The sequence below is a fragment of the Ravibacter arvi genome (assembly GCF_039540405.1).
Lineage (GTDB): Bacteria > Bacteroidota > Bacteroidia > Cytophagales > Spirosomataceae > Ravibacter > Ravibacter arvi.
In genome coordinates this window covers 42,861-69,047 of the sequence record NZ_BAABEY010000028.1, presented here as the reverse complement: position 1 = coordinate 69,047, position 26,187 = coordinate 42,861, and the positions used below count along the sequence as shown (strand labels likewise).

Sequence of the window (26,187 nt, the reverse complement as noted above, 5' to 3'; positions counted from 1 at the left end):
GGAGGTTTAGGTAAAACGCTGGATTGTTCGAATAAATTTCAATATATTGACGATTGAAAGAAAATAAATTCATGACATTGTCCTATTTGATTTCCGACTTATGATGGAGCAGAATCCGATAGAAGCGCTTTATCAGCAGCTAAAGGCGAAAAGAGAGCAGGTCCGGTTTGGAGGGGGGCTCGACAAGCTGGCAGCGCAGCACAAAAAGGGGAAGCTCACGGCCAGGGAGCGGGTGAGCTATTTGCTCGACGCAGAGGAGGATTTTCTTGAGATAGGCGAATTTGCCGGCGACGGCATGTACGAAGAAGAGGGCGGGTGTGTTTCCGGGGGTGTTATTGCCGGCCTGGGTAATGTCTCGGGACGGCTTTGTATGATCGTCGCGAATGATGCTTCGGTAAAAGGCGGTGCCTGGTTCCCGATTACGGCGAAGAAGAACCTCAGGGCCCAGGAAATCGCTATGGAAAATCGTCTGCCGGTAATCTACCTGGTAGACAGCGCCGGGATTTATCTTCCGTTACAGGCCGAGCTCTTTGCTGACAAAGAGCATTTCGGGCGCGTTTTCAGGAATAACGCTAAAATGACGGCAATGGGCATCGTCCAGATCGCGGCCATTATGGGGAGTTGTGTAGCGGGCGGGGCCTATCTGCCCGCAATGTCCGATGAAATTCTTATGGTGGAAGGCACCGGTTCCCTGTTTCTTGCCGGACCTTATCTCGTAAAGTCTTCGATTGGCGAGGAGGTGGCCGCCGATGCACTTGGCGGTGCTGAAATGCACAGTGAAATTTCGGGCGTAGTAGATAACAGGTACCCTGACGACCGCTCTTGCCTGGATGCCGTTAAGGCGAGGATGGCGGGCCTCGCAAAGCCTGAAAATGCGGGATACGATCGGGTTGCGTCAAGGAACCCGCATCTGGAGGCCGCAAAATTAAATGAAATATTTCCCGCCGACCGGCTTAAACCCTACGATACGGTGCAGCTGCTTGATTGCATAATTGACGAAGGAACCCTGGATGAGTATAAGCCCGGGTACGGAAAATCGCTGGTTTGCGCTTATGCCAGAATTGACGGATGGAGCGTCGGTATTGTTGCCAACCAGCGGAAAATCGTGAAATCGGGCCGCGGCGAAATGCAGATGGGCGGAGTAATCTATGCGGATGCCGCTGACAAGGCCGCGCGGTTTATTATGAACTGCAATCAGAAAAAGATCCCCCTGGTTTTTTTTCATGACGTAACCGGCTTTATGGTAGGCAGTCGGAGCGAGCAGGGCGGCATTATCAAAGACGGGGCCAAAATGGTCAATGCGGTGGCTAATTCTGTCGTGCCCAAGCTTACCATAATAATCGGAAACTCTTACGGGGCCGGGAACTACGCCATGTGCGGGAAGGCTTATGATCCCCGGTTCATATACGCGTGGCCCACTGCCCAGATTGCGGTGATGAGCGGGAGCACTGCGGCCAAAACACTGTTGCAGATACAGGCAGCTGCGCGAAAATCGAAGGGGGAAACGCTTACACAGGCGGAGCAGGATAGTCTCTCCGACACCATTCTGGACCGCTACCAGGAGCAATTGTCGCCCTACTACGCCGCGGCACGGCTTTGGGTAGACGGTATTATAGAGCCGGCTCAGACCCGTAGCGTGATTTCCATGGGGATATCGGCGGCAAACCTCGCGCCGATACGCGAAACTTTTAATGTGGGTGTATTCCAGGTCTAGCAATTATTCCGAAATTAGAGGTGCTGAACTTCAGTAGGAAAGTTCGCCCTGAATCCATTGCCTGAACTGCTTTATGTTGAAAAAAACCTGGTTGCTCGGTCTGCTGCTGACCACCGCACATTTGTATGCCCAGAAAATAGAAAACTGGAAAGGATTTGAGAAGGTTGTTTTCGACTTCCAGGGGCGTCAGGCCTGGTATGTGAAGCCTGCGATGGCGTTGGAGGGCAAGCCCTGGGTATGGCGGGCGCATTTTCCGGAATGGCACACCGATATGGACAGCCTCCTGGTCTCGCGTGGTTTTCATATTGCTTATGTCAATACCAATGACATGTTCGGTCACCCGTCAGCTTTATTGGTCTGGGACGACTTTTACCGCTATTTAACCGAAGAAAAAGGCTTTGCCCGGAAAGTAGCGCTTGAGGCGGTGAGCCGCGGTGGTTTGTACGCCTACGGCTGGGCCAAGCGCAATCCGGGCAAGGTAAGCTGCATTTATGCTGAAGCACCGGTCTGTGATCCGCGCAGTTGGCCGGGCGGGAAAGGTGAGGGGACCGGTACGCCGTCGGAATGGGAGAAATGGAAGGCCCTCTATGGGTTGAATGAAGAGGAGGCCGGAAAGATGGAAGATATACCGTTGAATGACCTGGAAGGGCTGGCGTCGTTCAAAGTGCCGGTCCTGCATGTGGTCGGACCGGCCGATCGGGTGGTGCCTAACGAGGAAAATACCTTCCTGTTGATCCGGAATTATATAAAAGCCGGCGGCCCGGCAACTGTTTACACTCTGTCACGGAGCGAGCAAAAGAACAACGGTCACCATTTTACGATTGAGCATCCTGAAGTCTTTGCCGGGTTTATTCAACAGAACAGCTATCCGGTGCAGAAAATGAAGGAAAGTTCGGCCTACATCGAAACTTCTGCCGGCCTTTCAAATGCCCTTCAAAAGTTTAAAGCCGGTGGAGTTGCTACCGTGGCCTTCCTGGGTGGGTCCATTACCTTTAACCCCGGCTGGCGCACCAAAACTATGAAGTACCTGGCGGAGAAGTTTCCGGGGACGAAATTCACTTTTATTTCCGCCGGGATTCCCTCTCTGGGGAGCACGCCCCACGCCTTTCGTTTCGGGCGGGATGTGCTTGAGCAGGGCGTGCCCGATTTGCTTTTTGTAGAGAGCGCAGTCAACGACCGAACTAACGGGTTCAGTGAAAAGGCGCAGGTCCGGGCATTGGAGGGTATCCTTCAGCATGCCAAAACGGTCAACCCGAAAATGGATGTCGTAGTAATGGCGTTTGCTGACCCGGACAAGTCTGGCGACTGGAACGCGGGAAAAGAACCTGTAGAGGTGCTGGTACACCAGAAAGTGGCGCGGCACTACGGGGCAGCTTTTGTCAACCTCGCCAGGGAGGTATATGACCGTATAAACGCGGGGGAATTTTCATGGAAGTATGATTTCAAAGATCTTCATCCGTCTCCATATGGCCAGGAGGTGTATTTCAATACCATCAAGACCTTGTTGAATACTGCTCCGCAGAAGGAAGCGCTGGCAGGATTGCCGGCGCCGCTCGATCCCGGATCTTACGCGCGGGGGCGCTACCTGGGTATTGAGCAGGCGCAAAAACGCAAAGGGTTTAATTATGTGCAGAGCTGGAAGCCCGCCGATGGAAAAGGGACCAGGAAGGGGTTCGTGGAAGTACCTGTTTTAGTAGCAGAAAATGGCCGTGGATCCTTTGAACTTCCATTCGAGGGCCGGGCAATCGGACTCGCGGTAGTTTCCGGTCCCGATGCCGGGAAGATCAGCTACAGCATTGACGGGAAAAAGGCAAGGACGCAGAACCTATATACGCAGTGGAGCGGGCAGCTGCATCTGCCCTGGTACATTATGCTGGACGATGAGTTGAAACCCGGTAAGCACCGGTTAACGGTGTCACTCCTGCCGGAAAAACAGCCTTCGGCAACCGGAAGCGCATGCCGGATCGTCTATTTCCTGGTAGCGGATTGAAGGTATGAGGTGTGAGCCTTGAGGTGCCGGCTCACACCTCACCCCTCATACCTCATACCTCTCCCCTCACACCTCACTCCTCCCAACCAGCACCTCCGCCAACGCCAGGTCTTCGGGTGTGGTGATTTTGAGATTCTTATAATCGCCTTTGCTCAGGTGTATGTCGAAGCCGGCATACTCCAGCACGCTGGCGCAATCCGTAAAAAAGGGTTGATAATCGGCTAGAAAGGCTTTTTTCATCCATTCAGATCTGAACGCCTGCGGGGTTTGCACAAGGCGGAATGCCTCGCGGTCGAGCGGGCCGTTACTGGTGGGTCCTATGGCCCGGATGCTGTCTTTTAAGGGCACCGCGGCAACGGCAGACCCGAAAAGGCCGGCCTCTTCGAAGCAATTATTGATCAGGGAAGCAGTAACCAGCGGGCGTACACCATCGTGAACGGCAATGAGCGAATCAGGGTCGCTAACCAGCTCAAGTCCTTTTTTAACGGAATGGAAACGCGTGTCGCCGCCTGTAACCACCTGGTGGGGAAGATGCCAGTTATAGTCCTGCCGGAGGCGTTCCCAGTAGCTGATCTGGTTTTCGGGAAGAACAAGGATAAGCTCAAGAGGTGCAGCAGCGGCAAACGCCTCAAGCGTATGAAATAGAACCGGCTTGTTGGCGAGGAGTAAAAATTGTTTTGGAATCTCGCTATTCATGCGGGACCCGCTGCCTCCGGCAACAATAATTGCGTAGCGTTTCATGTTAGGGGTGAGTCTTGAGGGGTGAGGTGTGAGGCGTCAGCTCCCTCACACCTCAAACCTCACACCCTCCGATCAGACGATCAGCATTACATCGCCATACGTGAAGAAGCGGTATTTCTCTTTGAGCGCCTGCTCATAAGCGCTCATGACGAGGTCGTACCCGCCAAAAGCACAGGCGTTCATCAGCAATATGGATTCCGGTAGATGGAAGTTTGTCAACAGGGCCGAGCCAATCTTGAAGTCATAGGGCGGGAAGATAAAGCGATCCGTCCAGCCTTCAACCGGTTTTACGTGTCCACTGGCGGAAACAGACGATTCAATCGCCTTTAGCGAAGTGGTACCTACCGCGCAGACACGTTTACCATTGTCGAGGCACGTGTTGATAATTTTGGAAGTCTTTTCCGTGATCGAAAAGTTTTCCGAATCGGTTTTATGCTTGGTGAGGTCTTCAACGTCCACATTTCTGAAGGTGCCAAGACCGACGTGAAGCGTGATAGGCGCAAAATTTACTCCTTTTAATTCGAGGCGTTTGGAAATAACCTTGGTGAAATGCATTCCGGCCATGGGTGCTGCCACAGCCCCGAGCTTGTCGGCGAATATTGTTTGAAAATGCTCGCGGTCTTCGCTGGTCACGGCCCGCCGGGAAATAATTTCCGGAGGCAGCGGCGTTTCGCCCAGCTCGTTCACCATGTTCATGAAATCATCGTACGTCCCGTCATAGAGAAAACGGATGGTCCTTCCGCGGGACGTGGTGTTGTCGATAACTTCGGCTACGAGCTCGCTATCTCCGAAATACAGCTTGTTCCCGACACGTATTTTCCGCGCGGGATCTACCAGCACATCCCACAGGCGCATTTCACGGTTCAGTTCCCGCAGGAGAAATACTTCGATTTTAGCACCGGTCTTTTCTTTCTGACCGTACAAACGGGCAGGAAAAACCTTGGTGTCGTTAACCACCATCACGTCGCCGTCATCGAAATAGTCAATAATCTCAGAAAAAGACTTATGCTCGATAAGGCCGGACTTCCGGTGAACTACCATCATTCTGGCTTCTCCGCGTTCTTTGGGGTGAAGCGCTATTAAACTCTGGGGTAGATCAAATTTGAATTCCGATAATTTCATAGGTAGCTGGCGTGATCGCTCCTCTTTATGCGTCCCGGCGGAGCCTTTAGGGAGAGTAGAAAACGTAGTTTCACAAAAAAATAAGACCGCAAAAATAGTTTATTTTTTGATTATGCTCAATTAAAAGTATTTTTTTTTACAACCTGTTTTCAAGTATCCCTCCGGCTCCATAACCCGAAATGTACGCAGGAATGGGGATTAAGCGACAGAAGCGGGGAGATGGCATTTATTTGTTGCGATTAAATAGGAATAATCGCACATTTTGACGGTAGTTCAAGTCTTTGGTTAATGATAGTTTAAGATAATTTATTTGTTAAATTTGCACCCGGTTCAGGAGGGTTCAGCCCTTTTATTTCCTACAAAATAGCTTAGATAGAAAGTGGACATTTTTGAGAAACTGCGTAACAATTGGGGCGCCATCGGTTCATCCGTTCAGCTCGTAGACGGGCATCATTATTTTTCATTTCCGAAATTGGAAGGAGAACTGGGGCCTAAGATGCGTTTTAAGGGGCGGGAGGTGTTGAATTGGAGCCTGAATAACTATCTCGGTTTGGCGAATCATCCTGAAGTAAGGAAAATAGACGCCGAGGCCGCTGCAGAGTGGGGACTTGCTTACCCGATGGGAGCCAGAATGATGTCGGGCAATACCGACCTCCATGAATTGCTTGAGCAGGAGCTGGCGGAGTTTGTGGGAAAGAAGGACGCGTTCCTGTTGAATTACGGCTACCAGGGGGTAGTATCTATTATAGAGAGTTTGGTGGATCATCGCGATGTGATCGTATATGACGCTGAGTCTCATGCATGTATTATTGACGGTATCCGGCTCCATAAGGCGAAAATGGGAACTTATTATAAGTTCAACCATAACGACATGGAGAGCCTGGAAACTAACCTGAAAAGGGCAACCAAGCTTGCCGAAGAAAAAGGCGGCGGCGTTCTGGTAATTACCGAAGGGGTATTCGGGATGTCCGGGAAAGTAGGCGATCTTAAGGCAGTCGTTGCGTTGAAGGAAAAGTATAATTTCAGGCTGCTTGTCGACGACGCACATGGCTTCGGCACAATGGGGGCTACCGGCGCAGGGGTCGGCGAGCTGTTGGGCGTACAGGATGGCATTGACCTTTATTTCTCGACGTTCGCCAAGTCAATGGCTGCGATAGGCGCTTTCGTGGCGAGCAATGACCCGCAGATTATCATGTACCTCAAGTACAATATGCGCTCACAAACCTATGCGAAGGCGCTGCCGATGCCGTACGTGGTAGGGGGAAGAAGAAGATTGCAGCTCATAAAAGAACAACCCGAGCTGAGAGCAAGGCTTTGGGAGAATGTGGAAGCACTTCAAAACGGCTTGCGGAGCCGCGGTTTTGATATTGGGGAGACTACCTCTCCGGTGACACCGGTTTTCCTCCAGAGCGAGGGTGGGGTACCCGAAGTAACCCGTATGGTGCGTGACCTGCGTGAGAACCTGGGCGTGTTCTGTTCAATCGTGGTGTACCCGGTAGTTCCGAAGGGGCAAATCATGCTTCGGCTGATTCCTACGGCTGCACATAGCCTCGAAGACGTAGCTTATACCCTGGATGCTTTCAGTTTGCTTGCGCGGAAACTGGAGAATCGGGAGTACCGCACCGAAGAAGTTAAAGCCGAGGCGTAACAACGGGTCTGCCCGCCCGGGAGATCAGCTTGATTTATAGCGTGCTAGGGGCCGTGCCGTGCCGGATTTGAACGATTGCCACCAAAGATTATTCTATGGCTATTGTTCTGTAATTAATTGATTTTCAGATTGTTGGAAGTTGTTTTTAAAAAAACATGGATTATTTAGTGTGTTTTTTTGATATTTTCAATTGGCTGATGGTGATAAATTGCTAAATTTCGACGAAAACGCCCTTTTTGGGGTTTTGAGCCATTTTTTCAACTAAACAACCGATCATAACCATGGCAAGATTCGATGAAGTTAAAAATCTAGTTTTGTCTCTGGAAGGAGATTTTGACAAGTTCTATAACAAGAACAACCAGGCAGCAGGAACACGCGTTCGTAAAGGATTGCAGGACCTGAAAAACCTGGCTCAGGAAATTCGGACAGAGGTACAAAATAAGAAGAACGAAGGGTAAATCCAGCACCTTAAAGAGATAACAAAAAGCGCATTTGAAGCCAATCTTCAAATGCGCTTTTTGTTTGGGCACCGGTGAGGAACCCCGGTCAGAATTTCTCCTTATTCATGAGCGTGGCGGTGCCGACCGTGCATCGTTTGCCCGTTTCTTTGTTTTTGATTTCTCCCCTGATGGTGGCGACGTGCTTTAACGCGTCAATGGTCTCGATCGTGAATACCACCTCGTAGTCGGTTTCGACGAACATGGGGCGTTGAAATTCCAGGGTTTGCGCCAGGTAAACCGATCCGAAGCCCGGATAAATCGTCCCCAGCACTTTGGTAAAGACACTCGCTCCGAGCATGCCGTGGATGATGGGGGTTTTGAATGGCGTGTTTGCCGCGAACGCCGGGTCGAGGTGTAAAGGATTGTTGTCGCCGGTAACCTGGGCGAACAGCTCAACGTCGGCTTGCGTAAACCTGAAATCGTGCGAGAAAGAGGCTCCCACCTCTGCTTTTATGTCCATGCGTAAAAATTATTCGATTCCACCCATCCATTTTTTGATAGGCTTGTAAAAAAGCAACAGCAAGAGCGCGAATCCGCCGGTAACCATAAATACCTGGGTAAACAGGTTCGGCATCTGCGCTATATTTTCTTCATCGAAATTGCTCGCAAACAAACCCGAGATAAGGTTCCCGAGCGATGCTGCGACAAACCAGATTCCCATCAGCTGGCTTACGAAGCGCTTTGGCGCCAGTTTTGTAAAAGAACTCAATCCTACCGGGCTGAGGCATAGTTCTCCTACCGTATGGATGAGGTAGGTAGCAGCAAGAAAGACGGGGGACACCAGTTGTCCGCTGAGGGCTTCCTGGGCGCCGAGCCGCATGATCAGAAAGCCACAGGCAAGGAGCAATAAACCGATCGCAAATTTGACCGGGATCGGCGGGTTGATGTTACGTTGTGCGAGGTAAATCCAGAGTGCAGCTACAACCGGCGCCAGGGTAACAATAAAGAACGGGTTGAAATTCTGGAACCAGCTGGAAGGAAATTCAAAATTGCCGATGGTTCTGAACGTGTGGCGTTCCGCGAAGATCTGAAACGTAGTCCCTGCCTGTTCAAAGCCCGACCAGAATACTGCTGCCGCGAAGAAAAAGATGATCAGTACGCCGACCCGCTTTTTTTCTGGCAGGGTTAATCCGCCGGCGAGCAAAATGTAAAAAAAGTAGATGAGCGCCACCGAAACAATGATAATGCCCATGGCCTGCGCCAGTCCTTGTGCGGAGGTGACGTCGATAACTCCTGTTAGCTGGAGCGTAACGAGGAAAACAACGAGCAAACCGACGAGGCCGATACCCAGTGACTTCTCTTTGCCGGAAGCGGTATCGGTTGCCTGGCGTTTCTTTTGAACGGGCGGGGCGCCCAACCCCTTCAGGTAGATGTCACCGGCAAATTTAAATACCAGCAAACCTAGAAACATGCCGATAGCAGCCGCTCCGAAGCCGTAATGCCAATTGACTTTCTGGCCGAGGTACCCCACCGTCATCATTCCCAGGAACGAGCCCAGGTTAATGCCGATGTAAAAGATTGAAAATGCGGCGTCGCGGCGGGCGCCCCCTTCAGGGTAGAGCTCACCCACAATGGAACTGATATTGGGTTTTAACAGGCCGGTTCCAAGGGCAACTACGGCCAGGCCCAGGAAGAAAACCGCCTGGGAGGCCGGTATAGCCAGGATAATATGCCCGAGCATGATGATGATACCGCCATAGAAAATGGATTTTTTCTGGCCTAATACGTTATCGGCCACCCAGCCGCCCGGGAGGGAAAGGAGGTAAACAGACGCCGTATAAATGCCGTAAATGGCACTTCCTTCCGCGACAGACAAGGCGAGTCCGCCCCGTACCTGGTCAATCAGGTACATCAACAGGATCGCACGCATGCCATAGTAGCTGAAGCGTTCCCACATTTCTGCAAAGAAAAGAACGTACAGGCCCCTCGGGTGCTTTTGGGAGATGGTTGCTTCCATAGATTTTAAACGTATAGTTTTTGCAAACGGTTTTTTGTTGATTTTGAAGTAGATTAAGAAATCTCAAATAGGCCGCAATATAGTATAAATGTGAAATAATCGGTAAGTCCCGAAAAAGTCGCCGGGAGTCTCCCTATTCTCTATCGGATTAATGGCTAACTTTGGCGGGACCAAAAATCTACAACCGGCTTTATGGAGCAAATCGCATTTTATTTGTTTGCGGGGTTGGCGATAGCAGCGGCGCTCCTGATACTTTTCACGCGAAATCTGATGTACGCCGCATTCGCTTTGTTCATCACTTTTTTCGGGGTTGCGGCCCTGTATGTATTGGCTATGGCCGATTTCCTGGCCGTGGCGCAAATTATGGTGTACGTAGGTGGGGTGCTGGTCCTGCTGGTTTTCGGGATTATGCTTACTCATCAGCCCAAAGTAAAATCCAGTGCTGCAAGTAACCGTGTCCTGGCAGAGAACCGGGGCATGATACTGGGCGGCGTCGTTGCCGTGCTGGTTTTCGCAATGTTGGCAAAGGTGATCGTTACCGCCGACTTCGTCCTCGACGGTCCCTATGCGGCGCAGAAATCTACCATGGAAAAGATCGGGTTGGCGCTTATGACCACCCATTTGCTCCCCTTTGAAATGGTGGCGGTACTTTTACTGGCGGTACTGGTCGGTACCGGCTACCTGGCTTTCAACAGAATCAAACAAACGCGATCGTGATCCCTGTAACGCACTTCCTGCTCGTAGGGTGTACCCTGTTTTCGATTGGCCTGGCAGTTGCCGTGACCAAAAAAAACGCAATCGGCGTGTTGCTGGGGCTGGAGCTGATGCTGAACGCCGTCAATCTCAACCTGGTTGCTTTCAGCCGTCATGACCCGGCCCACCTGCAGGGACAGCTTTTTGCTCTTTTTGTGATGGTGGTTGCGGTGTGTGAAGTAGCCATTGCGCTCGCGATCATCCTGCGAGTATTTGATCATTTCAAGACGGTGGACCCGGACCAGATAAACCGGCTGAAGGGCTAGCCGTACTGCTTTGGAGCGATCATGAAGTACAAAGTCTATCCGACGCTTCTCAACACTTTCGCCCGCTTCGAAAGAGGGCTCGTCACCGACCAGGAATTACTGGACCGGATCAACCGGGTGCCCATTCCGCAGACCGAGGCGCAGGCGCGGGGTGTTTCATTTGAAGACGCGGTTTTAAAGGGGGTTGGTGAGGATTTGTTCGACCCCGACGTGATCATCAGAGCGCGCCATCTGCTGCCCAGCCCGATGGTTGCCACGCAGGTCTATTGCGAGTACCCCATCGGCGATGTGCTCTTCTATGGCTTTGCAGATGTTTTGGGAAGATCCATGGCTGTAGATCTCAAGTCAACCAAAAGTTATTCGGAACAACGTTTTGCGGAAGACCATCAGAACTTTTACCTGCCGGCGCTGCAATCGCGCGGCGTGACGACGCTCCGGTATATTATCACCGACTTTTCCGATTTGTTTACCGAAGAATATGATCTGCAAACGGACTTTTCCGTTCAGAAAAGGCAGATTCTCGCTTTTGTGGATTTCCTGGAACAGTCGCGTCACCTGATCACAGATCGCCGGATCTTTACTGCCTGACTAGGCTTTGAGATAATCCTCCACCAGGTCTTTATAAGCTTTGGAGAACAAGGCAAAAGAATCTGAAAGTGCCGGGATTGCTTCCGCGAGGGTCGACGTGTCATTATTTTTGAGCCGCCCCTCTGCGTCCCGCGCAATTTCGGCAATTTGCATAGCTCCTACTGTTCCCGCGCTGCCTTTTAAGGTATGCAGGTGACTTTTTACGGTAGCGATGTCTTTTGCCTCCCAGGCGGTTACAGCTTCAGCAACGAGCTCGGAAGATTCTCCGATAAAATCGTCATATACCGACCAGACCAGGTCTTCCCCGCCTATCGATTTCAATTGCGAGACAATCTCCTGGTCCAATACCGGCGGACCGGCCGGTGTATCGGCTTCCTCAGCTTCGAGGTCTGTTCCGGTGTCTCCCGTTCGGGTGAGATCGGCTACTTTTTGAATAAGCTGCAAGGCCCGGATCGGTTTGGCCAGGTAGTCATCCATACCCTGGCGGATAAAGCGTTCCTGGTCCTCCTTCATGGAATAGGCGGTCATAGCAACTACAGGCGGCAATTGCTTTCCGAATTTCCCGCGTAATTTAGCCGTGGTCTGGATGCCATCCATATCCGGCATTTGGATATCCATCAGGATCAGGTCATACCCCTTTCCCCCTTTCCCGGCCAGGGACTCCATACGCTCAATGGCCTCAAACCCGCTCGCGGCCGCATCTACTTCGGCCCCCGCTTTCCTGAGAATTTCACCCGCCACCTTGCGATTTACGGCGTTATCGTCCACAAGCAGGATGTAGGGATGGCGATCGCCGAAGGTATTATTAATGGAAGGCTCTTTTTCCCGGGCTGCAGACGATTCGGGAACCTTGGCGCTTACTTCGGTTTCGAAAGTAAACCAGAAAGTGCTTCCGGTCCCCTGCTTTGAAACTACCCCGATATCCCCGTTCATCAGCTTACAGAGTTGTTTGGAAATGGCAAGGCCGAGACCGGTTCCTCCGAAGGACTTGCGGGAAGAATTGTCGACCTGCGTAAAGGAGGTGAACAACATCTTTTGATCTTCCGGAGAAATGCCTATCCCCGTATCCCGCACCTCTACTTTCAGCTTCAGTTTCCTGCCCGGTTCGGTAATGTCGCTGACCACAATGTGTACTTCTCCATTTTCGGTAAATTTCAGCGCGTTGGAGGTAAGGTTGGAGAGAATTTGAAGGAGGCGGGTAGGGTCGGCGACAATGTACCGCGGCAGTTCCGTCGCTTTCGTAAACCGGAGGCTGTTGTTTTTGTTTTTCGCAGTCTGGCCGAAAAGCGCCAGGAGCTTGGCAAAAATGTCATCGAGCTCAACGGCAACAGGGTGCAATTCCATTTTTCCGGCTTCGATCTTTGAAAGATCAAGGATATCGTTCAGAATGTCGAGCAACGTTTCCGAAGAGCGCTTGATGGTATGGACATAATCCTGTTGTTCGGGGTTGAGGCGGGTGCTTCCCAGCAGGTCGATCATGCCGATAACCCCGTTCATTGGAGTACGGATTTCGTGGCTCATATTGGCCAGGAAATCTTCTTTTACTTTCAGAAGGCGTTCTGCCTGTTCCTTCGATTTTCTCAGCTCAAATTCGTTTTGCTTCAGGACGGTAATGTCCCGCGCCAGCACCGCTATCTCTACCATATCGCCGGCCTCGTTGCTGAACATCAGCATATTAAACATGTACTGGCGGATAGACCCGTCCTTAATTCTCAGTTCGCCCTCTACGTTTCTGAGGCTGCTGTAGCGTTTGAGCTTCCGGAAAGAATCTATCATCAACGCCTTGTTGGTGAAGAAATCCGTGATCGGCTTGTTCAGCACTTCGGCGGGAGTATAGCCGGTTCGCTTGAAGACAGACGGGCTGATCATGGTAATGGTCCCTTTTCTATCCATTCTGCAATAGATGTCCTGCAGGTTTTCAAATATTCCCCGGAATTTTTCCTCGTTCTGACGCAGGCTGATTTCCGCCTGCTTGCGCCGGGTAATGTCCCGGGCGATACCGGAGACTTCTTCGATATTCCCACCCGAGAGCAGGATCGGGTTAAAATGGAATTCCAGCCAGAGCTCACCTTCCGCCCGCGTATTAATTTTCATTTCAAAGTACTGCGGAATCCCCTTGAACGTCTGCTTATAGTGATTTTCCAGGGCGCGGCGGTTCTGGATGCCCAACATCCGCCAGCCCATCTGCGCGCTGTTGCCCCTCGAAACAGAACCGGAAATCGCGTTTTGCTCGATTACCTGGAGGTAGTTTTTGTTGTACGAGGTTAGCTGCAGGTTTCGGTTAACCGACCAGATCATATGAGAGCTGCTTTCGAAGATCGCATTGAGGCGGGCCGCATATTTGTTCAGCTCTTCTTCGTGCTGTTTCCGTTCAATGGCAAGTGCAATTTGTCCCGATATAAACTCGAGCAGTTCAAGGTCCCGCCGGTCGTAGGTATTGGGGCTTGAATAGGATTTCACACCTATAATCCCAGTGATGCGGTCGCCTATCCTCAAGGGGACGCATATCATAATTTTCGGCGTAACGCCGTAGAGGTAGAGGCTATTGGTGCGGGCGAGCTCTTCTATGTCATTTTCATAGAGGAACAGCGGCTTGTTGGAGGCAATGGCATATTCCGTTACGCCGGTCCCCAGCTTTCTTTTCGTGAACCTGACCGATTTGGGAAAGTAGGCGTCCACGTAATAAGGAAAATAGATACAACTTTCTTTCGCGTCATAGAGGGCGATGAAAAAGTTATTGGCATCTATGATTTTGCCCAGCTCGTGGTGTATCTTCTGGTAGAAGTCGTCGAGATGGGCCGAGTTGATGGTCCAGCTGGCAATGCTGTAGTAGAGGTTTTCGGCTTTCTCTGCACGATTCTTATCCGTGAAGTCATGCAGAATACAACGGAAGGCCGTAGGTTTTCCATTGTCATAGCGGCAGTTGACGCTGCCTGACAGTATAATTTTTTTACCCGATCTGCTGAGAAAAACGGTCTCGAAGTCGGGCGTCGTTTCCCCTTCCTTAATTCGTTCCAGCTGGTCGTAGGTTTGGGTCCTGTGGTCGGGATCCAGAACATCGTCCAGTGATAGCGAGCTGATTTCCTGAAGGTTGTAGCCCAGTACCTCGCACCACTCCTTGTTGACGAAAATGAACTTCCCCTCGAGGGTGATCAGGAAGATAATGTCGCTGGTGTTTTCAACCAGGTCCTGCAGCTGGCTGTTGGATTTGGAGAGTGCCGCTTCCATTTTCCTCCTGCGCGTGATGTCATCCCCCACAAGGGTGAAAGCCTGTTGTACGCCGTCGTTTTCCAGGAGCCAGACCGAGTTAACCACCATGGTGCGCAGCGCCTGGTGGCGGTCATAGAAACTGATCTCGGTGCGTTCGAGGCGGGTATGACCCTCCAGGCCGTCCTGCAGCAAGAGGCGTATTTCCGCGCGGTTTTCACTGGGGATCAGGAAGTCGATGAAGTTTTTGCCGATCAGTTCTTCAGGGGCCCAGCTTGTTTTCCGGAGCAGGAAGGCGTTGACGGACCGGATATTAAAGTGAATGTCCAGTGTTACGCCCAGCATATTGAGATAGGCAAGTGAAGAATTGGCGGTTTGCCAGGTGTGTTTGTCGGCGATTGTCTCCATGTAAAAGGCGGCTCGGAATACCCGCACGTAACGATTTAACTGTTTTTATTAACCACTAAATCTAAGAATTAAAACCTATTTTTGTCCAACATTTTTAAAACAGGGAGTTCTCAGGTTCTGGTAGGAGAGGTCCGATTCAGACGGAGCCCGGCAATCGACAACGATGAGAGTTAGAGCGAAAAAGCATCTGGGTCAGCACTTCCTGAAGGACACAGCGGCCGCCCGGGCCATCGCTACGGCGCTGACCGGTCATGGCGGCTATCAGAAAGCATTGGAAATAGGCCCCGGAATGGGCGTGTTGACCGGCTTTTTACTGGAAGACAAAAGGTTTGAAACCTGGGTGATCGAAATAGACCAGGAGTCGGTAGACTATCTGAACGTTCATTTTCCCGCCCTTCATGGCCGTATTATTGAAGGAGATTTCCTGGAATGGCAACCCGGTTCGATGGGAAGCCCGTTTGCGGTGATCGGTAATTTCCCGTATAATATTTCCTCGCAGATCTTCTTTCGTGTGCTCAGTTACCGTGACGAGGTGTCGGAAGTGGTATGCATGCTTCAGAAAGAAGTAGCGCAGCGGATTGCGTCTCCGCCGGGAAATAAGGATTATGGTATTCTGAGTGTGCTGCTCCAGGCATTTTATGAGATCGAATACCTGTTTACGGTTCCGCCGGGGAGTTTTTCGCCGCCACCCAAGGTACAGTCCGGGGTGATCCGGCTCAAAAGAAACGAGGTGAAAAAACTTGATTGCGACGAAAAACTGTTCTTTTCGGTGGTGAAAACGGCGTTCAACCAGCGTCGCAAAATGCTGAGAAACGCGCTCGCTCCCCTCGGCCTGGAGATACCGGAAAACAGGTTCATGACCCAACGGGCAGAACAGCTCAGCGTCAGCGACTTTGAAGAGCTGACCCGCCTGTTGGCGTCCGTTAAGGAATAGCTAAAGATTAATCGCGAGAAGGTATGTCAACATTCGAGCTAAGTAAGGAATACCTTGAGCATGTCAATGCGCTGATTGCTGCAGAAGATTCGGATGCGCTTCGTTCCGAGATGGGGGAACTGTTCCCGGCAGATATATCGTTGGTGCTGGATGAGCTCGAGACGCCTTCAGCCCGTTATCTGCTGAACCTGCTTGACACGCCGTCGGGCGCAGAAATTCTGGCCGGTATTGACCGGTCGGAGCGGAACGAGTTCCTGAAACACTTCACCTCCGAAGAGATAGCCCGCTACGTGAACCTCTTCGATTCGGATGATGCCGTGGATTTGCTGAATGATCAGCCTATCCGGGTGCGGGAAGAGGTAATTGCTTTGCTCGAAGACCGCGAACAGGCCAGGTTCATCCTGGATCTGCTGCACTACGACGAGAACGTGGCGGGCGGTCTCATGCAGAAGGAGCTGGTAAAGGCCAATATCAACTGGACGGTGAACCAGTGTATTGAAGAAATCCGGAAACAGGCGGAGAATGTCCAGAAGGTGTATGCCGTTTACGTGGTGGATGACCAGAATATCCTTCTGGGCCGGATATCGTTGAAGAAAATTGTGCTTGCCCATAAGAACACCCGGGTAGAAAGCCTGTATGACCAGGACATGATCTACGTGGAAACCTACCGCCCGGCCGAAGAAGTAGCGGAGCTGATGCAGCGGTATGACCTTGAAGCAATTCCCGTGGTGAACGTGCAGGGGCGGTTGCTTGGCAAAATCACCATTGATGACGTCGTAGACGTGATCAAGGAACTGGCCAGCTCGGACACCATGGCCATGGCCGGTATCACCGGCGACGTAGAGGAAGACGATACCGTCTGGAAACAGACGCGTGCCCGTCTGCCCTGGCTGCTCGTCGGGATGATGGGAGGGATGCTGGCGGCAAAATTCATAGGACTTTTTGAGAAGGACCTTGCGCTCGTGCCGGCTATGGCGGCTTTTATCCCGATTATAGGGTCTATGGGCGGAAATGTGGGAATTCAGACATCATCGATTATCCTGCAAAGCCTTGCCGATAAATCGGGATTGGATGAATCGCTGGGGCTTCGGTTGATGCGGATGTCTATGGTGGCATTGATTAGTTCGCTGATTATCAGTTCCGTTGTGTTTGGCTTCAACATGCTTCTCGGAAACGGGCTGCACCTGGCCATTGTCGTATCGCTCGCTTTGATTGCCGTTATCTTTCTCGCCTCATTTATGGGGACGGTAACCCCCATTTTGCTGGATAAACTCGGGATCAACCCGGCAGTTGCTTCCGGCCCCTTTATCACAACCGCCAACGACCTGATTGGGTACGGCGTTTATTTTGGAATTGCACACGTGCTGCTGGGTTTATGATTGCGGTAATTCAAAGAGTTTCAAAAGCGGAGGTCAGGATAGACGATGCGGTACAGGGAAAAATAGAAAAAGGTTTCGTTGTGCTCCTCGGTATCACCCATAGCGATACCACCGAGGACATTGACTGGCTGGGAAAGAAAATACTCGCCTTACGGGTGTTTGGTGACAGCGAGGGAAAAATGAACCTGGACCTGAAGGCGGTCGGCGGCAGAATTTTACTGATCAGCCAGTTTACCCTCCACGCCAGTACAAAAAAGGGCAACCGCCCTTCTTTTATCGAAGCGGCGCGACCGGAGGTAGCGATTCCCCTCTACGAAGCGACAGCAGCCTTTCTTGAGCGTGAATCAGGCGAGAAAATAGAAACCGGCGTTTTCGGGGCGGACATGAAAGTAGACCTCGTAAACGATGGCCCGGTAACCATCATTATTGATTCGAAAAACCGTATTTAACATGACCATTTCGGAAGCACAGCAGGAAGTAGATACCTGGATCAAAACTTACGGCGTCCGGTATTTTTCGGAGTTGACGAACATGGCCATCCTGACGGAAGAAGTGGGCGAGCTGGCCAGGATAATGGCGCGAACCTATGGCGATCAGTCGTTTAAAAAATCGGAGCTTGGCAAAGACCTGGGCGATGAGATGGCAGATGTGCTCTGGGTATTGATGTGCCTGGCCAACCAGACCGGCATCGACCTCACGGAAGAATTCCGGAAAAACCTGGAGAAAAAAACCGCGCGCGACAAAGACCGCCACCGCGAAAACCCCAAACTCTAACCCACCTCATAGCTCACCCCTTACGACTCAACCCTTGCCCCTTTTCCGAACCAGGCTTTCCGTGAGGGCATTGAGTTCATCCACTTTCCTGGCAAAATCCCCTTTCAGGTAATTTCTGAGTTCGTTGAGTTGATGCATAGCCGTTTCCAGATTGTCGGGAATTGCGTCCGAGAGCACTTCCCTGAGCCGCTTCGCGAGGGTGGGGGACAGTCCGTTTGTAGAAATACCCAGTTTCAGATTTCCTTTCTGTACGACCGACGAGAGGTAGAAGTCGCATTGATCGGGGGTGTCGGCTACATTTACCAACAGATGTCGCTCGGAGGCGAGCGCTTTTATCGCGCGATTGAGTTCCGGGACGTTGGTAGCAACGAAGATGAGGTCTTTTTCTTCCAGGTCTTCGGGAGCGAAGTCCCTGTTTTCAAGGGTGAGCCGCGGATTTTCAAGGGCAATCTCCCGGATGCTTTCCCTGATTTCAGGTGCTACCAGCGTAATCCTGCTTTGGGGGGAATTGGCCAGTATCGCGGTAAGCTTTTCGTGCGCTACGTATCCGCCGCCTACGATCAGGCTGTGGAGATGTTCGAGTTTAAGGAAAACCGGGAACAGGTTATTCATCAGCTTCTTCTTTCTCCCCGGCGCCGAAGAGATAATTTTCGAGATCGTCGGCGACGCTCGCATCGTGCGAGATAAAGATTTCTTTTGCCTGCTTGCCCGTCTGCGGCCTGAGCCGCGGAAAAGCTTCGAGTTGTTCTTCTGTGAGAATCCCCAGTTGAAAGGCACGGGCAGGGACCCGAATGTAGGGCACTTTAAAGAAGTCGGACATGTCGGCCGCGAGCGAAGGCGTCAGTTGGGTGCTGCTGTCCGGGAGGAAAGTTTTCATGTCTTTTTCGGGCATCAATACTTCCAGCACAAGCTGCTCGGACCTGGAACGAAGCGAGTCGTCCTGCATGTAGGTGGGGTATAAACCGAGCGTTGCCGTCAGGAAGAATATGGTAAAACGCCGCTCATAGCTTTCGGCATCTGCGTTGACAAAAACCCATCCCTTTTGGTTGTAGATGGCCGAAAAGCCGGTGAAATCTGAAGGTTGCCCGAATACCCGGGCTATTTTCACCTGTTCCGGGTACAGCAACCGATGCCCGATCGTCCTGATCTCTTCCTGGCCGGACGTAATATCCGCCGTGTCCCCGGCAGGTTCCAGCTCCCATTCGCGACGCATGAGCTTGTCGAACAACAGCCGGGATATATCCCGGTTCCCTTCGTCACTGACGACGTAAATCATGCGGTCTCCGCGCACGGTAAAATCAAGACCAAGTTGATTCTTTGGTTGCTTTTTGGCCATAGGTTAAGCTAAGCATTACACAAACAAATATACAGGTAATCCTAGCGCAAATCAATCAGATAGCGTCATGGAACCGGACCGGAAAGGTAAATATTGCGATATTTCCTTTAATTTCTCCAGGAAAGTGTATTGATGAGTTCCAGCAGGTCGGCTTTGAGGTAATCGATGACCGGGGCGAGAGAGTCGCCTTTGTTGGCTACCGGGAAGTAAATGGCTCCTCTGAGGAAGTGCCGGGTAGAATCTGTGGTATAAAACTGGTAGGGACTGGGGACGTCGCCGAGAAGCCGGAAAAAGGTAACGGTTTTACCATTTGGTGTGACAAGGATTTGTTCCTGTATGGCCGTTGCATGGATCTGGTGTTTGGCCGCCAGCTTGTAACTGTCCTCAATGTACTCTTTGAGCAGCTTTGGGTTGTTGTTGACCTTTTTATAGGTGAGCTGAATATTGGCCTTGTTTTTAGGGTAGTCAATAAAAATCCAGTCGGGCTCGTTGGGCGCGAACGAATCGGGCAGCACGCGTGCGTACTTCGAGATTTGAAAAGTATACGGATGTTTGTCGGGCAAGCGGGTATAGGCATGCGGCGGAAGCTCAATCCGCTGGTACCCTTTGGGTTTAGGGATATATCCGTCCTGTCCGCCGGACCCGCAGGCGGCCAGGAAAAAGGCAGCGGGCAGAATAAAGATAAAGACAGTAGGAGAGGACTTTAACCAGCGAATCAATGGTATTAAATTTAAATGCTACCGATAACTATGGGGGTGGAAGGTATGGGTTTCGCCCGCACCTTCCACTCCATAACGTTTATTTGCTGAACATCTTGCCCAGGTTTTTGCCCAATACGGCATAAGACTCCTGGATCCGGGTACCCGTGTCATAGTCGTTGCCGCCGAAGGTCCTTCCGGGCGCATTGACAAAGCTGATGACCACTACAGGTGTGTTGGGGTCGCTGGTTTTGACGATCCGTACTTCTCCGTCTATCCTGGCATTCTTGCGCGTTACATAAACGTTGAAACCGGGTTCGGTAAAAGTAGTTTTAACGACCATGGTATAGGCAGCGGAGGGGTTCGACCCTACCTTGATTTTTTCTGCGTACTTGTTGAACAGCTCCTCGAACTGGGGCTCGAATCGCTCCTGCCGGTCGGCAATCCAGGAAAGCTTCCATTTATCGCCCCGCCCCGCTTCCTTTTCATTGTAGTCGGCCACTTTCTTGGCCAGATAGTCCTCCTCCCGGTCAAATTTGCCTACTCCCATGGGCGAATATTCGTAAACCACATTGAGTGAGGTTTCGCCGCTCAGCGCCTTAAGGTCGCCTTGCTTTACAGTCAGTTTTTGGGCAATGGTGTATTGTACGGTTAAAAAAAGCGCCAATACGGAAAAAAAAGTGGTTAACGTGGCTTTCATTTTTTTTGATTCTCTTAAGGTTATAGATGAGACGAGGCAAATGTAATGAATTTGGAAAGCCAAAAAATTACCGGTAGCGAAATAGGGAGGGTGAGGTATGAGCCGTGAGCCATGAGCTGCATGCCAGCTGCTCATACCTCATACCTCACCCCTACTCCACTGTCACCGACTTCGCCAGGTTCCTGGGCTGGTCTACGTTTCTTCCGCGCATCACCGCGATATAGTAGGAGAGCAGTTGCAGCGGCACGACGGAGAGCAGCGGGCTGATCATTTCGTGGGTCCATGGAATTTCGATGGTGAAGTCGACCAGGGTTTTAATCAACTGGTCACCTTCGGTCACGATGGCGATCACGCGCCCTTTCCTTGCTTTTACTTCCTGGATATTGGAGACGATCTTCTCATAGGAGCTGTCCCGTGTTGCAATGAAAATGACGGGCATGTCTTCATCAATCAGCGCGATGGGGCCGTGCTTCATTTCTGCTGCCGGGTATCCTTCTGCGTGGATGTAGGAGATTTCTTTCAGTTTGAGGGCGCCTTCCAGGGCAACCGGGAAATGGACGCCGCGGCCCAGGTAGATAAAGTTGCGGGCGTAGGTGAAAATATAGCCGATCTCTTTGATACGGTCTGAATTCCGGAGTACCTGTTCGATTTGACCCGGCAGCGATTGCAACCCGTTCAAAAGCTCCCGGAAAGTATGGTCGGGGAGTGTGCCTTTGCGCCTGCCCAGGGCGATAGCCATCAGTGCAAGAACCGTCACCTGGGAGGTGAAGGCTTTGGTGCTGGCTACTCCGATTTCCGGTCCGGCATGGAGGTAGGCGCCGGCGTGTGTGGCGCGGGCAATAGAAGAGCCGACCGCATTGCAAACGCCTAAGATGGTTGCGCCGTTTTCTTTGGCCAGTTCAATAGCGGCCAGCGTGTCGGCGGTTTCGCCCGACTGTGAAATAGCAATGACCACATCGCCGGGGTGGATGACGGGGTTCCGGTACCGGAATTCGGAGGCATATTCGACCTCTACGTTCACCCGGGCCAGCTCTTCAAAAAGGTATTCGGCTACCAGGCCGGCATGCCAGGAGGTGCCGCAGCCGATAAAAATGATGCGGCTGGCATCAGCAAGTCGGTCGAAGTAGCCGGTGAGGCCTCCCAGCTGGATGGATTCGTTTCCTGCGTGGATTCTTCCGCGCATGCTGTCGGCAATGGATTTGGGCTGGCCGAAAATCTCCTTGAGCATAAAGTGGGGGTACCCGCCTTTTTCGATGGCCTCCAGTTCCAGTTCGACTTTTTGAATAAAAAGTGGTTTTTCTGTTTTGTCGGGAGCGGTAATCCTGAGCTCGCCGGCGGTGACCACGGCTATTTCGAGGTCGTTGAGGTAAATCACGTCTTTGGTGTATTCTACGATCGGCGTGGCGTCGGAGGCAAGAAAGTACTCGTCCTTCCCGATGCCGATTACCAGCGGGCTTCCTTTTCTGGCGGCAATGAGCCGGCCGGGGTGGTCTTCGCTCATGAGTACGATCGCGTAGGCGCCGACCACTTCCCGTAAGGCGATCCTGACGGCATCTTCAAGCGTTTCTCCTGTTTCCTGCCGGATGTCTTCAATGAAGTGGACAAGCACTTCGGAGTCGGTCTCGCTGAGAAAACGGTGCCCCTTGGATTCGAGCCTTTTTTTGAGTGCGGCGTAGTTTTCGATAATGCCATTGTGAATAATGGCCAGCTTTTTGTCACCGGAAAGGTGGGGGTGGGCATTGGCATCGTTGGGCTCGCCATGGGTGGCCCAGCGGGTATGCCCGATCCCGGCTTGCGCGTTGAGATCTTTCGCGCCGATGGCCTGTTCAAGGTCGGCTACTTTGCCCTTTTTCTTGAAAACATTCAACTTGTTTTGTTGGAAAACGGCGATTCCGGCGCTGTCGTAACCCCGGTATTCGAGTCGTTTTAATCCTTTCATAATAAGGGGATAAGCTTCCCGCCTCCCCAGGTACCCTACGATTCCACACATAACGTTTCTTTAAATTTTTTAATAAGTAAGCTGTGATAAGTACAAATTAAAGACTCTGGAAGGGTCGGTGCAAGGGGTGCGGGTGCCGGGTACGTACACAACAGGAAATTTTTTCCGGGCGGTTGGATTTTCCGGGCAAATACGGCCTGATCGGGCTAAAAATGAGCAGGTTCCATAAAATACTTGCCGTTGAAATTTGTTAGTGGTTGAGGATTGTTTAATTTTGCAGTCCGAATTTTTTTCGGGATGAATAACGATGGTTTCATTTTAACTTGAAATTGTTAAAAATCAGTCAATTAAATGCCTACTATTTCACAATTAGTCCGTAAAGGAAGAGAGAAACTAACGTGGAAGTCCAAATCTCCGGCTTTGGATTCTTGTCCACAACGTCGTGGCGTGTGTACCCGCGTGTACACAACCACTCCAAAGAAGCCGAACTCGGCTTTGCGTAAAGTAGCCCGTGTGCGTTTGTCCAACCAGAAAGAGGTGAACGCTTACATTCCGGGTGAAGGTCACAACCTTCAGGAACACTCTATCGTGTTGGTGCGCGGTGGCCGGGTAAAAGATTTACCAGGTGTTCGTTACCACATTGTTCGGGGAGCATTGGATACCGCCGGGGTAAATGGTCGCAGACAGCGTCGTTCTAAATACGGTGCAAAACGTCCGAAACCGGGTCAGGTTGAAGCACCGGCAAAAGGTAAGAAGAAGTAAAAGAAATTCTCTCAGGCATTATAGTGAATTAGTTATTTTCTATAAAGGGAAGTAATCCCGGTTACCGGGGTGAAAGAGTTGCCAAACGAGACCTATTTTTAAAACAGCATTCCGACAATGAGAAAGTCAAAACCAAAAAAGAGATACCTACTGCCAGATCCGAAGTTTCGCGACGTACAGGTAACAAAATTTGTTAACAACCTGATGTACGATGGCAAGAAAAGTCTTTCTTACTCCATTTTCTACGATTCTCTGGAATTGGTAGAGAAGAAGACCAATGAAAATGGTCTTGAAATCTGGCGTAAGGCATTGAACAACGTATCTCCTTCCGTGGAGGTAAAAAGCCGCCGTGTTGGGGGTGCTACCTTCCAGGTGCCTACGGAGGTTCGTCCGGAGCGTAAGCAGGCGCTGGGAATGAAATGGTTGATCAACTATGCGCGTAAGCGTGGTGAGAAAACAATGGTAGACCGTCTTGCAGCAGAAATCATCGCCGCTTCCAAAGGGGAAGGTGCTTCTGTGAAGAAGAAAGACGATACGCACAGAATGGCAGAAGCCAACAAGGCGTTCTCGCACTTCAGACTGTAATCGGGTTCGCCTGAAAATACAAAAGGGAGTTTCCTGTCCGGAGCTCCCTTTTTGCTTTTCCCGCCTGTCAGCTTCAAAGCCAGATGATGGTTCTGTAACCGGGAGGTTATTTCCTGCGGCAGCAGGAAAGCTTCTGTTGATGAAAACCAATTGCCCGTTCCGGGCAGTTTGACGCGCTTTGAAACAGAGGGCTATCTATTTTTTCCTTACTTTTAACGGGTTAAAAAAATCCCTGCATGGAATCACTCGACAATATAAACGCTTTAACACTCGTATTCGCCGCCCTGCTTATTTTCGCTATAGCGTACCGCTTCTACGGGCTTTTTGTAGCAAACAAAGTACTTAAGCTCAGCAACCGGCATACTACTCCCGCCATTGAATTTGCGGATGGCAAGGACTACGTAGCCACCAACAAGAATGTTCTTTTCGGGCATCATTTTGCTGCGATTGCAGCCGCAGGACCTTTGGTAGGACCGGTCCTCGCCGCCCAGTTCGGTTACCTGCCGGGCGCCTTGTGGATCCTGATAGGCTGTGTCCTGGCCGGCGGGGTCCACGATATGATCGTGATGTTCGCCTCCGTACGGCACAAGGGCCAGAGCCTGGCTACGATTGCTTCCAAAGAAATCGGGAAAACTACCGGAACTGTAGCCGGTTTCGCCGTCCTGTTCATCCTGATCCTGACGCTTGCGGGGCTTTCACTGGCGTGTATCAATGCGATGCACGAAGCGTCCTGGTCGTTGTTTACGGTGATCATCACCATGCCTATCGCCGTAATTATGGGGCTGATCATGCGTTACCGCGCAAACAGCGTGACTTTCGCCAGTATCCTGGGAGGCGTGCTGTTGATCGCGGGCATTATTGGCGGACACAGCCTGATGCAGAACGATTTTATGAATGACCTCTTTACCTGGGATATTAAAACAATCTCCGTCGCCATTCCTCTTTACGGTTTCCTGGCGTCGGTACTGCCGGTCTGGCTGTTGCTGGTTCCCAGGGATTACCTTTCCACCTACCTCAAAATCGGGACCATCGTTATGCTGGCTATCGGTGTGATCGTGATCCACCCTACTGTCCAGATGCCCGCGCTTACACAGTTTATCGGCGGCGGCGGCCCTATAGTCGGCGGGCCGGTCCTGCCATTTATCTTTATCGTGATCGCCTGCGGGGCTATTTCCGGATTCCACGTGGTGATTGCTACCGGTACCACCCCTAAAATGATAGAAGAAGAGCGCCAAATCCTCTTTGTAGGCTATGGCGCCATGCTCGTGGAAGGTTTTGTGGCCTTGATGGCGCTGATTGCAGCCTGTACGCTGATGCCGGGGGATTATTTCGCTATCAATACCCCGAAAGAAGCCTATGATGCCTTTTTGGCAGCACACCCCGGCCTTCAGACGGTGGATCTGCAGCATTATTCCGACGTCATTGGTATTGACCTGCATGGGAGGACCGGCGGAGCGGTTTCGCTGGCGGTAGGAATGGCCCACATTTTTGCCAAGGTGCCTTATATGGACGAGCTCACGGCTTACTGGTACAATTTTGCGATTATGTTCGAAGCCGTGTTCATCCTGACTGCGATCGATGCGGGAACCCGGGTGGGCCGCTTCTTTCTCCAGGAGATGCTGGGTTCGGTAATGCCTAAGTTCAACGACAAAAACTGGGTGCCGGGTATTATCATCAGCAGCGCCGCGTTTACTTTCGCCTGGGGCTACCTGGTTTTTACCGGCAATGTTAGCAGCATCTGGCCGCTCTTCGGGATCAGCAACCAATTGCTGGCTGCTTGCGGGCTGATTGTCTGTACCACCATGCTGATCCGTATGAACCGGGGCAAGTATGCGTTGTGCGCGGCGATTCCGGGCGTTTTTATGGCGCTCATCACCTTCTGGGCGGGTTATCTCCAGGTAACCGATATTTATCTTCCCAAGGGGCAATATTTGCTGGCCGGCCTGGCGGTTATCGCCATGGTGCTCATGCTGGTGGTGTTTGTCGGGGCTTTCAAAAAATGGTACGAACTGTTGAAAATCGAAACGGTAAAAACCGATTACTACGGCGAGGAGGTTAAAGAGCTTGTGGAGAGGTAGGCGTGGCAGGCTATTGGGGAGACGCTCTGCCGGGCAGGTGGTATATTTTCAGAAATTTCAAGTAAATATCGGGAGTCAAAGGGTTTATTGTTCATCCTGTCTCACCGA

24 protein-coding genes are annotated in these 26,187 nt (G+C 51.4%); 14 read left to right on the top strand and 10 right to left on the bottom strand.

Going from position 1 to position 26,187, the window contains the following annotated elements:
- The first annotated feature begins 100 nt into the window (after window positions 1-100).
- Both ABD852_RS15960 and ABD852_RS15955 read left to right on the top strand, forming a co-directional pair.
- Window positions 101-1,714: an acyl-CoA carboxylase subunit beta gene (locus ABD852_RS15960; protein WP_345030694.1), complete on the top strand. Its 1,614-nt coding sequence runs from the start codon at window positions 101-103 to the stop codon at window positions 1,712-1,714.
- 73 nt (window positions 1,715-1,787) lie between these two features.
- Complete coding sequence (locus ABD852_RS15955) at window positions 1,788-3,704, top strand: SGNH/GDSL hydrolase family protein (RefSeq protein ID WP_345030692.1); 1,917 nt, start codon at window positions 1,788-1,790, stop codon at window positions 3,702-3,704.
- A gap of 66 nt (window positions 3,705-3,770) precedes the next feature.
- On the opposite strand, the gene ABD852_RS15950 is transcribed toward ABD852_RS15955, so the two are convergent.
- Together ABD852_RS15950 and queA are read right to left on the bottom strand one after the other, a co-directional pair.
- Window positions 3,771-4,445 carry a 2-C-methyl-D-erythritol 4-phosphate cytidylyltransferase gene (locus tag ABD852_RS15950; RefSeq protein WP_345030690.1) on the bottom strand — a complete coding sequence of 225 codons (675 nt, stop codon included), beginning with the start codon at window positions 4,443-4,445 and terminating at the stop codon, window positions 3,771-3,773.
- A gap of 72 nt (window positions 4,446-4,517) precedes the next feature.
- Window positions 4,518-5,567, bottom strand: a complete 1,050-nt coding sequence (queA, locus tag ABD852_RS15945) for a tRNA preQ1(34) S-adenosylmethionine ribosyltransferase-isomerase QueA (protein ID WP_345030688.1) — start codon at window positions 5,565-5,567, stop codon at window positions 4,518-4,520.
- A 379-nt stretch (window positions 5,568-5,946) separates the two neighbouring features.
- Here queA and ABD852_RS15940 point away from each other — a divergent pair, with 379 nt between their 5' ends.
- Both ABD852_RS15940 and ABD852_RS15935 read left to right on the top strand, forming a co-directional pair.
- Complete coding sequence (locus ABD852_RS15940) at window positions 5,947-7,215, top strand: aminotransferase class I/II-fold pyridoxal phosphate-dependent enzyme (protein ID WP_345030687.1); 1,269 nt, start codon at window positions 5,947-5,949, stop codon at window positions 7,213-7,215.
- 281 nt (window positions 7,216-7,496) lie between these two features.
- Window positions 7,497-7,673 carry a histone H1 gene (locus tag ABD852_RS15935; RefSeq protein WP_345030685.1) on the top strand — a complete coding sequence of 59 codons (177 nt, stop codon included), beginning with the start codon at window positions 7,497-7,499 and terminating at the stop codon, window positions 7,671-7,673.
- An 88-nt stretch (window positions 7,674-7,761) separates the two neighbouring features.
- Here ABD852_RS15935 and ABD852_RS15930 read toward each other — a convergent pair whose 3' ends face one another.
- Window positions 7,762-8,175, bottom strand: a complete 414-nt coding sequence (locus tag ABD852_RS15930) for a MaoC family dehydratase (RefSeq protein WP_345030676.1) — start codon at window positions 8,173-8,175, stop codon at window positions 7,762-7,764.
- Window positions 8,176-8,184: 9 nt separating this feature from the next.
- Window positions 8,185-9,672 carry a peptide MFS transporter gene (locus ABD852_RS15925; RefSeq protein ID WP_345030675.1) on the bottom strand — a complete coding sequence of 496 codons (1,488 nt, stop codon included), beginning with the start codon at window positions 9,670-9,672 and terminating at the stop codon, window positions 8,185-8,187.
- Between the two features lie 192 nt (window positions 9,673-9,864).
- On the opposite strand from ABD852_RS15925, the gene ABD852_RS15920 reads away from it, so the two are divergent.
- The 3 genes from ABD852_RS15920 to ABD852_RS15910 are packed head-to-tail and all read left to right on the top strand — an operon-like array spanning window position 9,865 to window position 11,279.
- Complete coding sequence (locus tag ABD852_RS15920; protein ID WP_345030673.1) at window positions 9,865-10,389, top strand: NADH-quinone oxidoreductase subunit J family protein; 525 nt, start codon at window positions 9,865-9,867, stop codon at window positions 10,387-10,389.
- Window positions 10,386-10,691, top strand: a complete 306-nt coding sequence (gene nuoK / locus ABD852_RS15915) for an NADH-quinone oxidoreductase subunit NuoK (protein ID WP_345030671.1) — start codon at window positions 10,386-10,388, stop codon at window positions 10,689-10,691. Before ABD852_RS15920 ends, nuoK begins: the two co-directional genes overlap by 4 nt.
- Before the next feature lie 21 nt (window positions 10,692-10,712).
- Window positions 10,713-11,279: a hypothetical protein gene (locus tag ABD852_RS15910; protein ID WP_345030669.1), complete on the top strand. Its 567-nt coding sequence runs from the start codon at window positions 10,713-10,715 to the stop codon at window positions 11,277-11,279.
- Here ABD852_RS15910 and ABD852_RS15905 read toward each other — a convergent pair whose 3' ends face one another.
- The gene (locus ABD852_RS15905) at window positions 11,280-14,894 is read right to left on the bottom strand and encodes a PAS domain S-box protein (RefSeq protein ID WP_345030666.1); all 3,615 of its coding nucleotides are present in this window, start codon (window positions 14,892-14,894) and stop codon (window positions 11,280-11,282) included. It lies immediately after the preceding gene.
- Between the two features lie 163 nt (window positions 14,895-15,057).
- Between ABD852_RS15905 and rsmA the strand changes: the two genes are divergently transcribed.
- The 4 genes from rsmA to ABD852_RS15885 are packed head-to-tail and all read left to right on the top strand — an operon-like array spanning window position 15,058 to window position 17,981.
- Window positions 15,058-15,828, top strand: a complete 771-nt coding sequence (gene rsmA, locus ABD852_RS15900; RefSeq protein WP_345030664.1) for a 16S rRNA (adenine(1518)-N(6)/adenine(1519)-N(6))-dimethyltransferase RsmA — start codon at window positions 15,058-15,060, stop codon at window positions 15,826-15,828.
- 23 nt (window positions 15,829-15,851) lie between these two features.
- Window positions 15,852-17,207, top strand: coding sequence for a magnesium transporter (gene mgtE / locus ABD852_RS15895; protein WP_345030663.1), 1,356 nt, complete (start codon window positions 15,852-15,854; stop codon window positions 17,205-17,207).
- Window positions 17,204-17,656, top strand: a complete 453-nt coding sequence (gene dtd / locus ABD852_RS15890; RefSeq protein ID WP_345030661.1) for a D-aminoacyl-tRNA deacylase — start codon at window positions 17,204-17,206, stop codon at window positions 17,654-17,656. The genes mgtE and dtd overlap by 4 nt, the downstream gene beginning before the upstream one ends.
- Before the next feature lies 1 nt (window position 17,657).
- Window positions 17,658-17,981 carry a nucleotide pyrophosphohydrolase gene (locus ABD852_RS15885; protein ID WP_345030660.1) on the top strand — a complete coding sequence of 108 codons (324 nt, stop codon included), beginning with the start codon at window positions 17,658-17,660 and terminating at the stop codon, window positions 17,979-17,981.
- Between the two features lie 27 nt (window positions 17,982-18,008).
- On the opposite strand, the gene ABD852_RS15880 is transcribed toward ABD852_RS15885, so the two are convergent.
- The 5 genes from ABD852_RS15880 to glmS all read right to left on the bottom strand — a co-directional run bounded on the left by ABD852_RS15880 (window position 18,009) and on the right by glmS (window position 22,705).
- Window positions 18,009-18,593, bottom strand: coding sequence for a precorrin-2 dehydrogenase/sirohydrochlorin ferrochelatase family protein (locus ABD852_RS15880; protein ID WP_345030658.1), 585 nt, complete (start codon window positions 18,591-18,593; stop codon window positions 18,009-18,011).
- Entirely contained in the window at window positions 18,586-19,317 is a 732-nt protein-coding gene (locus tag ABD852_RS15875) for a hypothetical protein (RefSeq protein WP_345030657.1), read from the bottom strand. Before ABD852_RS15875 ends, ABD852_RS15880 begins: the two co-directional genes overlap by 8 nt.
- Before the next feature lie 107 nt (window positions 19,318-19,424).
- On the bottom strand, window positions 19,425-20,000 hold the full coding sequence (gene gldD / locus ABD852_RS15870) for a gliding motility lipoprotein GldD (RefSeq protein WP_486374942.1): 576 nt from the start codon (window positions 19,998-20,000) through the stop codon (window positions 19,425-19,427).
- 115 nt (window positions 20,001-20,115) lie between these two features.
- On the bottom strand, window positions 20,116-20,715 hold the full coding sequence (locus tag ABD852_RS15865) for a hypothetical protein (protein WP_345030654.1): 600 nt from the start codon (window positions 20,713-20,715) through the stop codon (window positions 20,116-20,118).
- Between the two features lie 151 nt (window positions 20,716-20,866).
- Window positions 20,867-22,705, bottom strand: coding sequence for a glutamine--fructose-6-phosphate transaminase (isomerizing) (gene glmS / locus ABD852_RS15860; protein ID WP_345030651.1), 1,839 nt, complete (start codon window positions 22,703-22,705; stop codon window positions 20,867-20,869).
- Between the two features lie 300 nt (window positions 22,706-23,005).
- Between glmS and rpsL the strand changes: the two genes are divergently transcribed.
- The 3 genes from rpsL (at window position 23,006) to ABD852_RS15845 (ending at window position 26,079) form a co-directional block, all read left to right on the top strand.
- Window positions 23,006-23,416: a 30S ribosomal protein S12 gene (rpsL, locus tag ABD852_RS15855; RefSeq protein WP_345030648.1), complete on the top strand. Its 411-nt coding sequence runs from the start codon at window positions 23,006-23,008 to the stop codon at window positions 23,414-23,416.
- A 117-nt stretch (window positions 23,417-23,533) separates the two neighbouring features.
- A complete protein-coding gene (gene rpsG / locus ABD852_RS15850) occupies window positions 23,534-24,001 on the top strand; it encodes a 30S ribosomal protein S7 (RefSeq protein WP_345030645.1) in 468 nt (155 codons plus the stop codon).
- 236 nt (window positions 24,002-24,237) lie between these two features.
- Complete coding sequence (locus ABD852_RS15845; protein WP_345030642.1) at window positions 24,238-26,079, top strand: carbon starvation CstA family protein; 1,842 nt, start codon at window positions 24,238-24,240, stop codon at window positions 26,077-26,079.
- The last annotated feature ends 108 nt before the right edge of the window (window positions 26,080-26,187 follow it).

Bases quoted from the DNA above. Each gene is read 5' to 3' on its own strand.
- ABD852_RS15960 (WP_345030694.1), top strand. From the start codon at position 101: ATGATGGAGCAGAATCCGATAGAAGCGCTTTATCAGCAGCTAAAGGCG.
- ABD852_RS15955 (WP_345030692.1), top strand. From the start codon at position 1,788: ATGTTGAAAAAAACCTGGTTGCTCGGTCTGCTGCTGACCACCGCACAT.
- ABD852_RS15950 (WP_345030690.1), bottom strand. From the start codon at position 4,445: ATGAAACGCTACGCAATTATTGTTGCCGGAGGCAGCGGGTCCCGCATG.
- queA (WP_345030688.1), bottom strand. From the start codon at position 5,567: ATGAAATTATCGGAATTCAAATTTGATCTACCCCAGAGTTTAATAGCG.
- ABD852_RS15935 (WP_345030685.1), top strand. From the start codon at position 7,497: ATGGCAAGATTCGATGAAGTTAAAAATCTAGTTTTGTCTCTGGAAGGA.
- ABD852_RS15930 (WP_345030676.1), bottom strand. From the start codon at position 8,175: ATGGACATAAAAGCAGAGGTGGGAGCCTCTTTCTCGCACGATTTCAGG.
- ABD852_RS15925 (WP_345030675.1), bottom strand. From the start codon at position 9,672: ATGGAAGCAACCATCTCCCAAAAGCACCCGAGGGGCCTGTACGTTCTT.
- ABD852_RS15920 (WP_345030673.1), top strand. From the start codon at position 9,865: ATGGAGCAAATCGCATTTTATTTGTTTGCGGGGTTGGCGATAGCAGCG.
- ABD852_RS15910 (WP_345030669.1), top strand. From the start codon at position 10,713: ATGAAGTACAAAGTCTATCCGACGCTTCTCAACACTTTCGCCCGCTTC.
- ABD852_RS15905 (WP_345030666.1), bottom strand. From the start codon at position 14,894: ATGGAGACAATCGCCGACAAACACACCTGGCAAACCGCCAATTCTTCA.
- rsmA (WP_345030664.1), top strand. From the start codon at position 15,058: ATGAGAGTTAGAGCGAAAAAGCATCTGGGTCAGCACTTCCTGAAGGAC.
- mgtE (WP_345030663.1), top strand. From the start codon at position 15,852: ATGTCAACATTCGAGCTAAGTAAGGAATACCTTGAGCATGTCAATGCG.
- dtd (WP_345030661.1), top strand. From the start codon at position 17,204: ATGATTGCGGTAATTCAAAGAGTTTCAAAAGCGGAGGTCAGGATAGAC.
- ABD852_RS15885 (WP_345030660.1), top strand. From the start codon at position 17,658: ATGACCATTTCGGAAGCACAGCAGGAAGTAGATACCTGGATCAAAACT.
- ABD852_RS15880 (WP_345030658.1), bottom strand. From the start codon at position 18,593: ATGAATAACCTGTTCCCGGTTTTCCTTAAACTCGAACATCTCCACAGC.
- ABD852_RS15875 (WP_345030657.1), bottom strand. From the start codon at position 19,317: ATGGCCAAAAAGCAACCAAAGAATCAACTTGGTCTTGATTTTACCGTG.
- ABD852_RS15865 (WP_345030654.1), bottom strand. From the start codon at position 20,715: ATGAAAGCCACGTTAACCACTTTTTTTTCCGTATTGGCGCTTTTTTTA.
- glmS (WP_345030651.1), bottom strand. From the start codon at position 22,705: ATGTGTGGAATCGTAGGGTACCTGGGGAGGCGGGAAGCTTATCCCCTT.
- rpsL (WP_345030648.1), top strand. From the start codon at position 23,006: ATGCCTACTATTTCACAATTAGTCCGTAAAGGAAGAGAGAAACTAACG.
- rpsG (WP_345030645.1), top strand. From the start codon at position 23,534: ATGAGAAAGTCAAAACCAAAAAAGAGATACCTACTGCCAGATCCGAAG.
- ABD852_RS15845 (WP_345030642.1), top strand. From the start codon at position 24,238: ATGGAATCACTCGACAATATAAACGCTTTAACACTCGTATTCGCCGCC.